Source organism: Rhodoferax sp., from assembly GCF_034519335.1.
Taxonomy (GTDB): Bacteria; Pseudomonadota; Gammaproteobacteria; order Burkholderiales; family Burkholderiaceae_C; genus Allorhodoferax.
In genome coordinates this window covers 17,433-31,226 of record NZ_JAXHOL010000030.1, presented here as the reverse complement: position 1 = coordinate 31,226, position 13,794 = coordinate 17,433, and the positions used below count along the sequence as shown (strand labels likewise).

Below are 13,794 nucleotides of genomic sequence, written 5' to 3'. Positions count from 1 at the left end.
TTTCTCCAATGGATTAATGGTGGTTGTGGGTGGCCGGTTTGCGTACCTGCACTTCGGTGGCCGGCGCGGTGGCGGCACTGGGGCTGTCGGCCTTGAAGCGCGCAGGGTCGGGCAGCGGGCCGGTCCATTCATAGGCCTGCGTGCCTGCGGGCTGCTGGTACCACCCCGGATCCTTGTAGTCACGAGGCTTCTGGTCCTTGCGCACCTTGAGGATGCTGAACATGCCGCCCATTTCCACGCCACCGTAGGGGCCGGTGCCCGTCATCATGGGCGCGGTGTTGTCGGGCAGGGGCATTTCCATCTCACCCATATCGGCCATGCCGCGCTCGCCCATCACCATGTAGTCGGGCACGGCCTTTTGCAGCTGGCCCACCAGCCCGCGGTGGTCCACGCCGATCATGGTGGGCACGTTGTGGCCCATGGCGTTCATGGTGTGGTGGCTCTTGTGGCAGTGGAAGGCCCAGTCGCCCTCCTCATCGGCCAGAAACTCCAGCTGCCGCATCTGGCCCACCGCAATGTCGGTAGTGATCTCGGGCACCCGCGCCGCCAGCGGCCAGGGCCCACCGTCGCTGCCGGTCACCTGAAATTCGTGGCCATGCAGGTGGATGGGGTGGTTGGTCATGGTCAGGTTGCCGACCCGGATGCGCACCTTGTCGTTATGCCGCACATTGAGCGTGTCAATGCCGGGGAAGACGCGGCTGTTCCAGCTCCACAGGTTGAAGTCCAGCATGGTCATGATCTTGGGCGTCATGCTGCCGGGGTCAATGTCGTAGGCATTCAGCAGGAAGCAAAAGTCCCGATCCACTTCGCTGATCAGCGGGTGCTTGGCTTTGGGGTGCGTGACCCAGAAGCCCATCATGCCCATGGCCATCTGCGTCATCTCGTCCGCATGCGGGTGGTACATGAAGGTGCCGGGGCGGCGCGCGACAAACTCGTAGACAAAGGTCTTGCCCACCCCGATGGCGCGCTGGTTCAGGCCGGAGACCCCGTCCATGCCGTTGGGCAGTCGCTGGCCGTGCCAGTGCACGCTGGTGTGTTCGGGCAGCTTGTTGGTCACAAACACGCGCACCCGGTCGCCTTCCACGACCTCGATGGTGGGGCCGGGGCTTTGGCCGTTGTAGCCCCACATGTGGGCCTTGAAGCCGGGCGCCATCTCGCGCACCACCGGTTCGGCCACCAGGTGGAATTCCTTCACACCGTTGTTCATGCGCCAGGGCAGGGTCCAGCCGTTGAGGGTGACCACGGGGTTGTAGGGGCGGCCGGTGTTGGGTACCAGCGGGGGCTGGGTGTCGGGCGAGCTTTGCAGCACGGGCTCGGGCAAGGCGGCCAGCGCCACGCGGCTCAACGAGGCGGCGGCTACTGCGCCCACTGCGGTGGCAGCAGCGCCGTTGAAAAAATTGCGTCGATTCATGGAGTGTCCTTGTTGCGCGGCCATTCAGTGGCCTCCTGGGCTGGTGGCGGGGCGGGCCTCGCTGGTGTTGGTGCTCGCATCGCCGCCTATGGCGTCCAGCGGCGCACCGGCCAGCAGGGCTTGCAGGTTGGCATGGGCCAGCCAGAAGTCGCGCTGAGCGGCCACGTGGGCGCTCTTGGCCATCGTCAGTGCCTGGCTGTCCGCCAGTACGTCAAATAGGCTGGTCAGCATGCCGTTGTAGCGCAGCACCAGTTCGTCGTGGATGAACTGGCGCACTGGCAGCACCTCGGCCTGTAGGTGGGTGGCGATGTCCCAGCTGCTGCGGTACTGGTGGTAGGCCATGCGCGCCTGACTGCGCAGTTGCACGGCCTGGGCACGCACGCGGGCGGCATCGCCCATGGCATCCCACAGCGCGTCGGCGCTGTCGGGCACGCTGCTTTGCTGCTTGCGCTGCCACTGCAGGGCGGCCAGTTGCAGGTCGGTGCGCGCATTGACGGCGCGAGCCTCCACATCGGGCAGGTCCATCGCTTGCGCAGGCAGTGCCGGCAGGGCGGTGGGCAAGGTGAACTGGGTGTCCTGCCCCCACAGGCCCAGGGTGACCGTCAGCGTTTCTCGCGCGGCAAAGGCGGCTTGCTCGGCACGCGCCAGTGCCAGTGCCGCGTCGGACAACACGGCCTGGCTTTGCGCCTGGGTGAGTTTGCTCACATTGCCCGCGCGCACCATGCGCCGGGTCAGTTCGCCGCTGGTCTCGGCCGTGGCCTTGGCCTCGCGGAGCAGCTTGGCACTGTGGGTGGCTGCCACCGCGTTCACCCAGGCCTTGAAGGCCTGTGCCGACAGCACCGTGATGGCTTGCTGGGCGCGCAGTTTGGCCGGGGTGTCGCGGCCCGTCGCGTCGCTGAGGGACAGCCCTTCAGGTCCCATCGCGGCCTGCAACTCAGGGTTGTTCAGCAGGGCAATACGCACCGCGGCGTCGGCCGTCAGCGGTGTGGCCAGCAGGCTGGCGAGGGTGCTGCGCTGGTCCGCAGCAGGGTGCGGCAACTGAACGGTGCCGCCCCCGGTGCCGATGACTTTGCCCGCCACGCTTGTTTGCAGGTCGGTGATGCCGCCGTCGGGTGGGGCGGCCCACACCCAGCCGCTGCAGACCAGCAGCGAGGCAGCGCTGAGCGCGCGCAGGGTGGCTTTCATGGTGCGGCTCCCCGTGTCGGCGGGGCAGATCTACGCGCCTGTTCTTGCTCCCACTTCAGCAGGTCGGCGTGGCCCCGTTTGAACTGGCCCACCGCTGCGTTGGCAGCTTTCCAGTCCAACACGGTGTCCTCCACGCCCTGGGGCAGGTCTGCAAACACCGAGCGGTAAACCACTGCGGGCACCGGCGTGCTGGCTTGGCTGGCCTGCAGCGTGGGGGTTGGATCCAGGCGCACGCTGCCCGGCGCCTGGGCCTGGGCCTGGGCAGCAAATGTGGCGGCGCTGGCAAGCACGGTCGCCGAGAGGGATCGGTACAGCCGCCAGCGGGCGTACCACGAAGAGATAGGCATAAGAGTTTCCTGACCAAAGGCATCAATGGGGGGCGAAGCTCTCACCGCACTGGGCTGCGGAGCCCGCCACGGCGGGTACAGGCCCAAGTCCAGACGGACTTAGGGCCTGGTGGTCAGGAAATGGGTGGTTTGTGCCCCAGCGCGAGGATGGCGCTGGTGAATTCCGCGCTGGCGGCGTGTGGCAAACCGTGTGGCAGGGCCTGTGTGGCAGCCTGCATGGCAGGCATCACCACAGCGACCGTGAAACAGGCCTGGCACGATGCACAGGTGGCGCAAGAGTCTGGTGCTTTGTGGGTTTGCGGTGTGGGCGCAGACTCTGCCTGCATCTCATGGCAGTTGGTGTGCGCGGCGGGGTCGCTGGCAGCTGCCCCCGCGCCGGTAGCTTGGGTTTGCGCCGCCATCTGGATCGCCATGGCGTCCCCCGACCAGGCGCGCAAAGGCACCAAGGCAATCAGGATCAGCAGGAGCACAAGGCGTCGCATGGTGTCTGGATTGGGTTGCAGGTTTAATAGTTCCCCGGTAGCCGAAATCAGTTCAGCGCCATGCTGAGCTTGCGCCGGTAGGCGGATACCAGCTGGGCCTGCGGGTCAGTTTCGGCCACCACCTTGCCCACCACCTCAATGCCGCCAGCGGCCTTGCCGGCATCGGCCGGGTTGGCTTTGGGCTTGGGCGGGGTCAGCAGCTCCAGGATGGCCACAAAGGTCTTGCGCGGCACGGCGTCGCCCCAGGCCTTGTCGCGCATGATGATTTCCAGCAGCTCGTCCATGGCGCCGGTCCAGTCGCCGCCGACCATCAGCACGCGGGCCTTGGCCAGGCGGGTGTCGAAGTCGCGTTTGTTGCTGGCAATCAGGGCGTCAAACTGGTCGGGTGTCCAAATGCCGCGGTCGTCGGTCACCACGAACTTGATGGCGTCCAGAAACTGACCCAGCGCCTCAAAGCGCAGCTGGCGCGGGATTTCGGTGAGCTTGGGCGCCAGCGCGGCTTCTGCGTCTTCGAGCAGGTCGTTCTCGATCAGCAGCTTCACGTAGTCGTAGCGGGCGTCGTCGTTGCTGGGGTCCACGCTCAGCGCTTCCAGCAGCTTTTGCAGCGCGGCCTGCGGGTCGCCAGCGGCGGCCAGGGCCTGGGCGTCTTCGGCGTCGGCCTCGGCTTCGCGCACGGCCTCGGAGGGCACGTGTTTGTCCAGAAATTCCTTGATCTTGCTTTCCGGCACCGCGCCCATGAAGCCGTCCACCGGTTTGCCGTCCACCATCAGCACGCAGGTGGGAATGCTGCGGATGCCAAAGGCCTGGGCCAGTTGTTGCTCCTGGTCGGAGTCAATCTTCACCAGCTTGAAGCGGCCGGCATATTCCTCCTCCACCTTTTCGAGCAGCGGGCCAATCACTTTGCAAGGGCCACACCAGGGCGCCCAGAAGTCCACCAGAACCGGGACCTGGTGCGAGGCGGCGACGACTTCGGCGTCAAAGTTTTCGATGGTGACGTTGATCATTTAGGGTAGCTCGGGGTGAAAAAGTAAAATTCAATTCTGGCCACGTGCGCAAACCCTGCGCCGCCAGTCCACCTGGCGCTCCGCAAAGCGCTTTCAGCACTATGAAAACCATTCAAATCGGCGTTGTCATGGGCTCCAGTTCCGACTGGGACACCATGCAACACGCAGTCCAGATTCTCCAACAGTTTGGCATCCGCTTCGAAGCCCGGGTGGTTTCCGCCCACCGCATGCCTGACGACATGTTCGCCTACGCTGAAAGCGCGGTGGCACGCGGCCTCAAGGCCATCATCGCCGGCGCCGGTGGTGCTGCCCACTTGCCAGGCATGCTGGCCGCCAAAACCACGCTGCCGGTGCTGGGGGTACCGGTGCAGAGCAAGGCGCTGTCGGGCGTGGATTCGCTGCACAGCATTGTGCAAATGCCCAAGGGCATTCCCGTGGCCACCTTCGCCATTGGCCCGGCAGGTGCTGCCAACGCGGCCCTGTTTGCCGTGGCCCTGTTGGCCAACGAAAACCCGGACCTGCGCATGGAACTGGACGCCTTCCGCATCGACCAGACCGAGGCCGCGCGCAAGATGGTGTTGCCGATTACCGGAAGCGCGGTCTAAATGGCTTCTGAGCGCGCAGCAACCGGTTTGGGCGGGTCAAAAGAATTGACGCTGGGCGTCATGGGCGGCGGCCAGCTGGGCCGCATGTTTGCCCATGCCGCGCAGCAGATGGGTTTTTTCACCGCCGTGTTGGACCCGGACGCCAACAGCCCGGCCGGGCGCATCAGCCACCACCATATCCAGACCGCGTACACCGACCCAGCGGGCCTGGCCCGGCTGGCCGAGGTGTCGGCGGCCATCACCACCGAGTTTGAGAACGTGCCCGCCCAGGCGCTGACGCAGCTGGCGCGGAGCCGCCCCGTGGCGCCCAGCGGTGCGGCTGTTGCCATCGCCCAGGACCGTGCGGCCGAGAAGGCGCACTTTGTGAAATGCGGCGTGCCTTGCGCCCCGTACGCCGTCATTGAGGCCGCGGAACAGCTGGCTGCCGTGGATGCGAACCTGCTGCCTGGCATTCTCAAGACGGCCCGCATGGGTTACGACGGCAAGGGTCAGGTGCGCGTGAAGACGCCCGCCGAACTGGCTGCAGCCTGGGCCGACTTGGGCGGCGTGCCCTGCGTGCTGGAGAAGATGCTGCCGCTGGCGCTGGAATGCTCGGTCATCGTGGCGCGCGGGGCCGACGGTGCGTGTGTGAACCTGCCGGTACAGCGCAACCTGCACCGCGACGGCATTCTGGCTGTGACCGAGGTGTATGAAGGAAATATGCCGCCAGCCCTCGCCGAACGTGCGGTAGCAGCTGCGAAATCGATAGCAGAAGGCGTGCAGTACGTGGGTGTGCTGTGCGTCGAATTCTTTGTGCTGGACGAAAGCCACCCCGCCGCTGCCGGCCTGGGTGGCCTGGTGGTGAACGAGATGGCGCCGCGCCCGCACAACAGCGGCCACTACAGCATGGACGCCTGCGATGTCTCGCAGTTCCATCTGCAGGTGCGCACGCTGGCGGGCCTGCCGCTGGTGCAGCCGCGCCAGCACAGCCCGGCCCTCATGCTCAATCTGCTGGGCGACATTTGGCCCAACGAAGGGCGTGACGGCGGTGTGCCTGACTGGGCCGCCGTGCTGGCCTTGCCCGGCACCCATCTGCACCTCTACGGCAAGCTGGACGCCAAGAAGGGCCGCAAGATGGGCCACCTCAACATCACCGGTTCTACGGTGGAGGGTGTGCGTGCCACGGCGCTGGAAGCCGCGCGCATCCTCGGCATTGCCGCGTTCTGAGCAGGCTTGCCCATGATTGTGTCCGCCTACCAGTTTGCTGATGGTGTCGAACTTGCTCCTGATTCCATAGCTGCTTGCGCAGATACGGTGAGGGCTGGAGGGCTGATTGGCTTGCCAACCGAGACCGTGTACGGCCTGGGTGCGGATGCCTCCGACCCGGCGGCAGTGGGCAAAATCTTCACGGCCAAGGGCCGCCCGGCCGACCACCCGCTCATCGTGCATGTGGCTGCGTTTGACGGTGGCATGGGCGGGGTGGCGCACTACTGTGCGCGCGTGCCGGCCTTTGCGCAGCAGCTCATGGCCGCCTTTTGGCCCGGGCCGCTCACGCTGATCTTGCCGCGCCGTGAGGGTGTGGGCGCGGCGGCGGCTGGTGGGCAGGACAGCATTGGCCTGCGTTGCCCGGCACATCCGGTGGCCCAAGCCGTGCTGGCGGCGCTGCGCAAGCCGGCCGACGGTGAGGCCGTGGTGTGGGGCGTTGCCGCCCCCAGTGCCAACAAGTTTGGCCGCGTGAGCCCGACCACGGCAGCGCATGTGCACAGCGAGTTTGGCGACGAATTGCTGATCCTGGACGGTGGCCCGTGCGAGGTCGGCATTGAGTCCACCATCATCGACTGCACGCGTGGCGCGCCTGTGCTGTTGCGCCCCGGCGCCATCACCGCAGCCCAGGTGGCCGATGCCTGCGGCCGCCAGCTGCTATCGAAAGACGAGCTGGACGCGCAGAACCAGCCGGGGCCCCGAGCCTCTGGAACATTGGAATCGCACTACGCGCCCAGCGCCACGGTGCGCCTGATGGACGCCAAGGCGCTGCAGGCCGCACTGGACCTGCTGGCCACCGCCCAAGCGCCCGATGCGCGCCCCACCATTGCGCTCTACCACCGCAGCCCGCTGCATGTGCGCTCGCCCCTGGTGGCGGCCCACCGCATGCCCAGCCACGCCCAGCCGGCAGCGCATGAGCTGTTTGCCAAGCTGCGCGAGATGGACGCCCAAGGCGTCAAGCTCATCTGGGTGGAGGCCCCGCCCGATGCGCCCGAGTGGGACGGCGTGCGCGACCGCCTCACCCGTGCAGCAGCCTGACCCTCCGGTTTACTGGTCGCGCCCGGCCCACTCCACCAGCGCGTCGACTGCGGGGCGGGCCTCATTGGCATTGGCGTGGTTGACAAAGGCCACCAGCACATAGCGCTTGCCACTGGCCGCCAGCACGTAGCCTGCGCGTGCCACCACATTGCTCAGGCTGCCGGTTTTCAGGTGCGCGCTGGTGCTGCCCTTGACGCGGCGCAGCGTGCCGTCCACGCCCGAGATGGGCAGGGACGACATCAGCTCCGACATCACTGGTGACACATAGGCACTCTGCAGCATGCGGCCCAGCGCCTGCGCGGTGATGCGCTCCTGCCGTGACAGGCCCGAGCCGTTGTCCAGCACCGGGAGTTCTTCGTTGCCCAGGCGCTCGCGCCACCAGCGTTGCACCACGGCGCGGCTGGCGTCAAAGCTGCCGGGCGCCAACTCCGCGGGAGCCGTGGCTCCCGTGGGCGGGGAAACATAGGCAGCGCGCCCCAGTGTCAAAAACATCTGTTGCGCCATCACGTTGTTGCTGAATTTGTTGATGTCCCGAATCACTTCGGCCATGGGCACCGAGGAGGCCACCAAGGCCGGCTTGCCAGCCGCCAAGGCGGCGGGTACCGTACCCAGGCGCACGCTGCCATGTACCTTGCCGCCCAGGCTGTCCCACAGGCCCAGCACCGCACGCTGGGCGTAGGTCTTGGGGTCCACATAGGCCACCGGCCACACCTTCTCGCCACAACTGGCCGGGTAGTTGCCTGCAAAGCGGATGCGCAGCGGGTCGGCAAAGTCGGCCTTGAGTGCTGCGCGGTAGTCACCACAGTCACCAGCGCCCAGCGCTACGGTGGCGGGCAGGGCCACGCCAGCCAGCGGCGGGTCGTACTGCACTTGGGCCACCTGCGCCGCACGGTCGGGCGTAAACGTCATCACCACCGACTTGAAGTTGACCAGCAACGCATCGGGCGCGGCGTTGTACGGGCGCAGTGGCTCCCCGTCAAACTGGGCGGGATCCACCTCGGGCAGGTTGAAGGCGCTGCGGTCCAGCACGATGTCACCCGCAATCGTCTTGATGCCCAGACCCTGCACGCGGCGCAGCAGCAGCCACAGCCGCTCCAGCACCAGCTTGGGGTCGCCCTGGCCCTTGATGTAGAGGTTGCCATTGAGCACGCCGTTGCTGATGGCGCCTTCGGTGTAGACCGGTGTATTCCACAGGTAGGCCGGGCCCAGCAGGTCCAGCGCCGCATAGGTGGTCACCAGTTTCATCACCGAGGCGGGGTTCATGGGGGTCTGCGCGCGGTGCGCCAGGCGCGGTGCGGCGCCAGGGTTTTGGGCATCCAGCACCAAAAACGAGACGGCATCGCGTGGCACCTTGGCGCGGGCCAGGGCGGCATCTACCTCGGGAGGCAGGGGTTGGGCGGTGGCTGACAGGGAGACCCACAGGCCAGCGGCCAGGCCGCACAGGAGCATTCGGATGGAGAGTTGCATCGCCAGATTATCCGGGCAGCCCCGATAATCGGAGGGCGCCTCTGTGGCCTCATTGCGCACCCGGTCTGCACGCCGTGGACGGAATTTGCTCCTGAATCAGGAGCTGGTGGCGCAATATTTATGGGCTTTAGAGGCCAATTTTTCTTAGAAATATGAACTTGCTGGCGATTGATTCTGGAACCGAACACCTGTCCATTGCGGTCGGCCGTGGTGCGACGGTGTGGCAGTACGCCGGGGCGGGCGGTGCCCGCGCCTCCACCGACCTGATTGCCGGCGTGCTGGACCTGCTGGCCCAGGCCGAGCTGCCCATGGCATCGCTGGATGCGATGGCCTTTGGCGCCGGGCCAGGCTCCTTCACCGGCTTGCGTACCGCCTGCTCGGTGGTGCAGGGGCTGGCGTTTGGCGCTGGTGTGCCGGTGTTGCCCATGGACTCGCTGCTGGCCGTGGCCGAGGACGCGCGCCAGTCTGCAGCGCCCGATGCACCCGCGCTGCAGGTGCTGGCGCTGCTGGACGCGCGCATGGACGAGGTGTACGCCGCGCACTATGCCTATGCCCAGGGCCAGTGGCGCGTGCTGCAGCCGCACCAGCTGGTGCGCCCCGAAGCGCTGCGCCTGCCTGCGCTTGACGCCAGTCTGGGCCCACTGTTGCTGGCCGGCAATGTGTTTGCCGTGTATGCCGAGCGCCTGGACCCTGCCGTGCTGAAGGGCGGCAGCGTGGTGCCCGCCTTGCCCACCGCCGCTGCCATGCTGCGCCTGGCACCCGCCCTGCTGGACGCCGGGCTGGCAGTGGATGCTGCCAACGCCATGCCCAGCTATATCCGCGACAAAGTGGCCAAAACCACTGCAGAGCGTTTGGCAGACAAAGCCGCTACCGCAGCAGCTGCGCCGCTCGTATGAAATCCCCTGCCATGGCGTCTTTTTCACAGGCATCCGAAGCTGCATTTGAACCGCTGCTGGCCGACCGGCTGGACGAGGTCTTGCGCGTGGAGCAGCGCGCTTACGCGCACCCCTGGAGCCATGCCAATTTTCTGGACGCGCTGCACAGTGGTTACCAGGCCCAGATGCTGGTGGCAGATGGCTATGTGCTGGGCTACTTTGTGGCCATGAAAGGCGTGGACGAGGTGCACCTGCTCAACATCACCGTGGCGCCCGAATTCCAGGGCCAGGGCTGGGCCCGCGTCATGCTGGACGCGCTGGCCCTGTGGGCGCGTGGCCAGGGCGTGCAGTGGCTGTGGCTGGAGGCCCGGGTGAGCAATCTGCGTGCCCTGCATGTGTACGAACGGTATGGATACCGCCGTGTGGGCCAGCGCAAAGCCTATTACCCTGCCGGCAACGGCCAGCGCGAAGACGCGGTGGTCATGAGCCTGCCCCTGTACCCTTGACGAGACTCACCCGACCCATGGCCCTGACCCTTGACGACCGCCAACGCGCGATGCTGCTGGAGATGGGCGTACGCGTCTGGCTGCCGGGTACGGTGTTTGAAACCGAACCGCCCACGGTGGCTGCAGTCAGGCTGGCCAAACCGGCCGCGCCACCGCCCGCCGTAGTGCCCATTGCTGTGCCTGCGTCCAGCCCATCCCCCACACCAGCTCCGGTCCGCGCCGTGCCCGTGCCAAGCACGCCGGCCGTGGTTGCCCGTGCAGCAGGCACGCCGCTGGACCTGGGGCGCCTGGACTGGGAGGCCTTGGCCGACACCGCCGCCAGCTGCCAGGCCTGTGGCCTGTGCGCCGGGCGCAAACACGCCACGCTGCAGCCGGCCCCCGGCCAGCGCGACTGGCTGGTGGTGGGGGACCCGCCCGAGGAAGACGAAGACCGCAGCGCCCAGGCCTTTGTGGAAAGCCCGGGCCTGCTGCTGGACAACATGCTCAAGGCTGTGGGCGCAAGCCGCACGGCAGAAGGTGCGCAGGGCGCCTACGCCACCAATGCAGTGAAGTGCCGCCCACCCCACGGGCAGATTCCGCAGGCGGCCGACCTGGCGCAGTGCGCCCAGTACCTGCAGCGCGAGATTGCGCTGGTGCAGCCCAAAGTCATTTTGGCCATGGGCCGTTTTGCCATTCAGACCCTGCTGGCCGAACACGGCGCGTTGGCCACCCAACCTTTGGGCAAGCTGCGCGGCACGGTGTACCAGTACCAGGGCATCCCGGTCATCGTGACCTACCACCCCAAGCTGCTGCTGCGCAATAGCGCCGACAAAGCCAAGGCCTGGGCGGACCTGTGCCTGGCGATGGACGTGCGGGATGCCTCCGTAAAATAGCCCCCATGACTTTTCTAGACCAGCTGCGCACCGCCGAGCGCCAAAACGGTTCCTTGTTGTGCGTGGGCCTGGACCCAGAACCAACCAAGTTCCCGACCCATCTCCGGGGCGATGCCACCAAGATCTACGACTTCTGCGCCGCCATCGTCGATGCCACGGCCGACCTGGTGAATAGCTTCAAGCCACAGATCGCGTACTTTGCCGCGCACCGCGCGGAGGATCAGCTGGAGAAGCTGATGGAGCACATGCGCCGGACCGCGCCCCAGGTGCCCATCATTCTGGACGCCAAGCGTGGCGACATTGGCAGCACTGCCGAGCAATACGCCAAAGAAGCCTTTGAGCGCTACGGCGCCGACGCCGTCACGCTGTCGCCCTTCATGGGGTTTGACTCTGTGCAGCCGTATTTGAAATACCACGGCAAAGGCGCGTTCCTGTTGTGCAGAACCTCCAACCCCGGCGGCGATGATTTTCAGCCGCAACACCTGGCCGACTTGCCGGGCCAGCCGCGCCTGTACGAACACATCGCTTCGCTGGCGCAAGGCCCCTGGAACCTGAACGGCCAGTTGGGCCTGGTGGTGGGGGCCACCTACCCGGAAGAGATTGCGCGCGTACGCGCCTTGGCCCCCACTTTGCCGTTGCTGATTCCCGGTGTGGGTGCTCAGGGCGGGGACGCGGTGGCCACCGTCAAGGCCGGTTGGCGGGCTGCCGATGGCCAGACCACCGGCCCGATTGTGGTGAATTCTTCGCGGGCTATTCTGTACGCTTCGTCCGGGCCAGACTTTGCCGTCGCAGCCCGCCAGGAGGCCCTGCGTACGCGCGATCTGCTGCAAGCAGCCACGCACTAGGCGGCGTGGTACCGGCTGTCGCCAGCAGCGGTAATTGTTTGTAAGCGTGCTGTTCAGCGCCGACAGCGGTCGATAACCTTCGCTGCTTATCCACTCCTCGTTGGAGCCCACCATGCGCGATTTCGCGGGCGAAGTCGACCTCGCCGCCGCACCCGCTCCCAGCAATTCGCCTCTGGAGTCTGGCGCACTCACGGCCATGGCGCTGGCCACCGCAGCCGCGCTGGCTGCCTGTGGCGGTGGTGAAGGGGGAGGTGATCCGTCAGCGGTGGCGCCGGTGGGTGGGCGCACCATCTCCCTGCGGGCCATGCCCGCTGCCATTGCTGTCAGCGGGGCCAGCATCAGTCCTGAGCAAGCCTCGCGCTTTCTGCAGCAGGCCCAGTTTTCAGCCAGCGACGCCGACATCGCGCAGGTGCGCAACCTGGGTTATGCGAGCTGGATTGAGCAGCAAGTGGCCCTGAACTTTGGCACCCGCGGCTGGGACTGGCTCAACAGCCAAGGCTATGGTGACGCCAGTAACACCAACAATTACTACGACCAAAGCTACCCGGCCGACTACATGGTGTGGAACCAGTTGTTGGCCAGCAGCGATCCCATGCGCAAGCGCATGGGGCTGGCGCTCTCCGAGTTTTTTGTGGTGTCGCTGTCGGGCCTGGACTTCCGCTGGCGCAGCCATGCCATGGCGCACTACTGGGACACCTTGTGCGCCTACGCATTTGGCAACTTCAGAGGCCTGCTGGAGGCCGTGACCCTGCATGTGGCCATGGGCTACTACCTCAATACCAAGGGCAACAAAAAGGAAAACAACTCCGGTCGACAGCCTGATGAGAATTACGCCCGCGAGGTGATGCAGCTCTTCACCGTGGGCCTGCACCTGCTCAACCCCGATGGCACCCAGCAACTTGACGGAAACGGCAAGCCCCAGGACACCTACACCGCCAGCGACGTCAGCAATCTGGCGCGGGTGTTCACCGGCTACGACGTGGACATGAGCCAGAACGTGAACGTGACGGTGAACGGCAACACCGTGGGCAATACCGCGTTTGCCCGCCTGCCCATGGCGCTGACGGCCAGCAACCACTCCACCCTGGCGGCCACTTTTCTGGGCACCACCATCCCGGCCAATACTCCGGCGGCGGCGGCGCTCAAGACAGCGCTGGACACGTTGTTCAACCACCAGAACACGGCGCCCTTCTTCTGCAAGCAAATGATCCAGCGCCTGGTGACCAGCAACCCCAGCCCGGCCTACGTGGGGCGTGTGGCGGCCGTGTTTGCCGACAACGGCCAGGGCGTGCGCGGGGATCTGGCCTATGTGTTTGCCGCCATCGTGCTGGACGACGAGGCGCGCAATGCCACCGGCCTGAGCGCGCTGGAGTACGGCAAGCTGCGCGAGCCGATGTTGCGTCTGGTGCAGTGGGGGCGCACCTTTGGGGTGGGTTCTGCCAGCGGTGCCTGGAAGATTGGGGACCTGAGCAATGCGGGCACCCAGCTTGGTCAGAGCCCGCTGCGTGCGCCTTCGGTGTTCAACTTCTTTCGCCCTGGTTATGTGCCGCCCAGTACCGCGCTGAGCAATGGGGTGGTGGCGCCCGAGTTTCAGTTGGTCACCGAAAGCAGCGTGGGCGGCTACCTCAACTACATGATGGGCATCATTGACACCGGCTTCAACAGCCGCGACATCTACGCGGCCTACACCACCGAGCTCACGCTGGTGCTGGACCTGGCCGCGCTGGTGCGCCGCCTCAACCTGCTGCTGTGCGCGGGCCAGCTATCGGCCAGCACCCAAACCGTCATCGTCAATGCCCTCTTGGGCGTGACGGTCAACTCCAACAGCTCCGCCACGCTGAAGCGCCAGCGCGTCTGTGCGGCCGTGCTGATGGTGATGGCCTGCCCCGAATACCTGATTCAGAAGTAGAGGGCC

Annotated in this window: 14 protein-coding genes; 8 read left to right on the top strand and 6 right to left on the bottom strand. The window is 66.2% G+C overall.

The features are described from left to right. Positions 1-13: 13 nt before the first annotated feature. From U5O12_RS13070 to trxA, 5 genes are all read right to left on the bottom strand, one after another. Positions 14-1,411, bottom strand: a complete 1,398-nt coding sequence (locus U5O12_RS13070) for a copper oxidase (RefSeq protein WP_322579060.1) — start codon at positions 1,409-1,411, stop codon at positions 14-16. A 24-nt stretch (positions 1,412-1,435) separates the two neighbouring features. After that, the gene (locus tag U5O12_RS13065; RefSeq protein WP_322579059.1) at positions 1,436-2,596 is read right to left on the bottom strand and encodes a TolC family protein; all 1,161 of its coding nucleotides are present in this window, start codon (positions 2,594-2,596) and stop codon (positions 1,436-1,438) included. After that, positions 2,593-2,943: a hypothetical protein gene (locus U5O12_RS13060; protein WP_322579058.1), complete on the bottom strand. Its 351-nt coding sequence runs from the start codon at positions 2,941-2,943 to the stop codon at positions 2,593-2,595. Before U5O12_RS13060 ends, U5O12_RS13065 begins: the two co-directional genes overlap by 4 nt. 113 nt (positions 2,944-3,056) lie before the next feature. Beyond that, positions 3,057-3,425, bottom strand: a complete 369-nt coding sequence (locus U5O12_RS13055; RefSeq protein WP_322579057.1) for a hypothetical protein — start codon at positions 3,423-3,425, stop codon at positions 3,057-3,059. Positions 3,426-3,472: 47 nt separating this feature from the next. Then, positions 3,473-4,429 carry a thioredoxin gene (trxA, locus tag U5O12_RS13050; RefSeq protein WP_322579056.1) on the bottom strand — a complete coding sequence of 319 codons (957 nt, stop codon included), beginning with the start codon at positions 4,427-4,429 and terminating at the stop codon, positions 3,473-3,475. Positions 4,430-4,530: 101 nt separating this feature from the next. On the opposite strand from trxA, the gene purE reads away from it, so the two are divergent. From purE to U5O12_RS13035, 3 genes are read left to right on the top strand one after another with little or no spacing between them, the layout of a single operon-like run. Further along, positions 4,531-5,034: a 5-(carboxyamino)imidazole ribonucleotide mutase gene (gene purE, locus U5O12_RS13045; protein WP_322579055.1), complete on the top strand. Its 504-nt coding sequence runs from the start codon at positions 4,531-4,533 to the stop codon at positions 5,032-5,034. Further along, entirely contained in the window at positions 5,035-6,240 is a 1,206-nt protein-coding gene (locus U5O12_RS13040) for a 5-(carboxyamino)imidazole ribonucleotide synthase (RefSeq protein WP_322579054.1), read from the top strand. 12 nt (positions 6,241-6,252) lie between these two features. Further along, positions 6,253-7,314, top strand: coding sequence for an L-threonylcarbamoyladenylate synthase (locus U5O12_RS13035; protein WP_322579053.1), 1,062 nt, complete (start codon positions 6,253-6,255; stop codon positions 7,312-7,314). Between the two features lie 9 nt (positions 7,315-7,323). Here U5O12_RS13035 and dacB read toward each other — a convergent pair whose 3' ends face one another. Beyond that, positions 7,324-8,781 (bottom strand): D-alanyl-D-alanine carboxypeptidase/D-alanyl-D-alanine-endopeptidase, encoded by a 1,458-nt coding sequence (dacB, locus tag U5O12_RS13030; protein ID WP_416221488.1) that lies wholly within the window; start codon positions 8,779-8,781, stop codon positions 7,324-7,326. A gap of 152 nt (positions 8,782-8,933) precedes the next feature. Between dacB and tsaB the strand changes: the two genes are divergently transcribed. The 5 genes from tsaB to U5O12_RS13005 all read left to right on the top strand — a co-directional run bounded on the left by tsaB (position 8,934) and on the right by U5O12_RS13005 (position 13,788). Further along, positions 8,934-9,677 carry a tRNA (adenosine(37)-N6)-threonylcarbamoyltransferase complex dimerization subunit type 1 TsaB gene (gene tsaB / locus U5O12_RS13025; protein WP_322579052.1) on the top strand — a complete coding sequence of 248 codons (744 nt, stop codon included), beginning with the start codon at positions 8,934-8,936 and terminating at the stop codon, positions 9,675-9,677. A gap of 11 nt (positions 9,678-9,688) precedes the next feature. After that, positions 9,689-10,162, top strand: coding sequence for a ribosomal protein S18-alanine N-acetyltransferase (gene rimI, locus U5O12_RS13020; RefSeq protein ID WP_322579051.1), 474 nt, complete (start codon positions 9,689-9,691; stop codon positions 10,160-10,162). Between the two features lie 17 nt (positions 10,163-10,179). Next, on the top strand, positions 10,180-11,034 hold the full coding sequence (locus U5O12_RS13015; RefSeq protein WP_322579050.1) for a uracil-DNA glycosylase: 855 nt from the start codon (positions 10,180-10,182) through the stop codon (positions 11,032-11,034). Positions 11,035-11,039: 5 nt separating this feature from the next. Beyond that, entirely contained in the window at positions 11,040-11,879 is an 840-nt protein-coding gene (gene pyrF, locus U5O12_RS13010; RefSeq protein ID WP_322579049.1) for an orotidine-5'-phosphate decarboxylase, read from the top strand. Between the two features lie 112 nt (positions 11,880-11,991). Beyond that, positions 11,992-13,788: a DUF1800 domain-containing protein gene (locus U5O12_RS13005; RefSeq protein WP_322579048.1), complete on the top strand. Its 1,797-nt coding sequence runs from the start codon at positions 11,992-11,994 to the stop codon at positions 13,786-13,788. Positions 13,789-13,794: the final 6 nt, after the last annotated feature.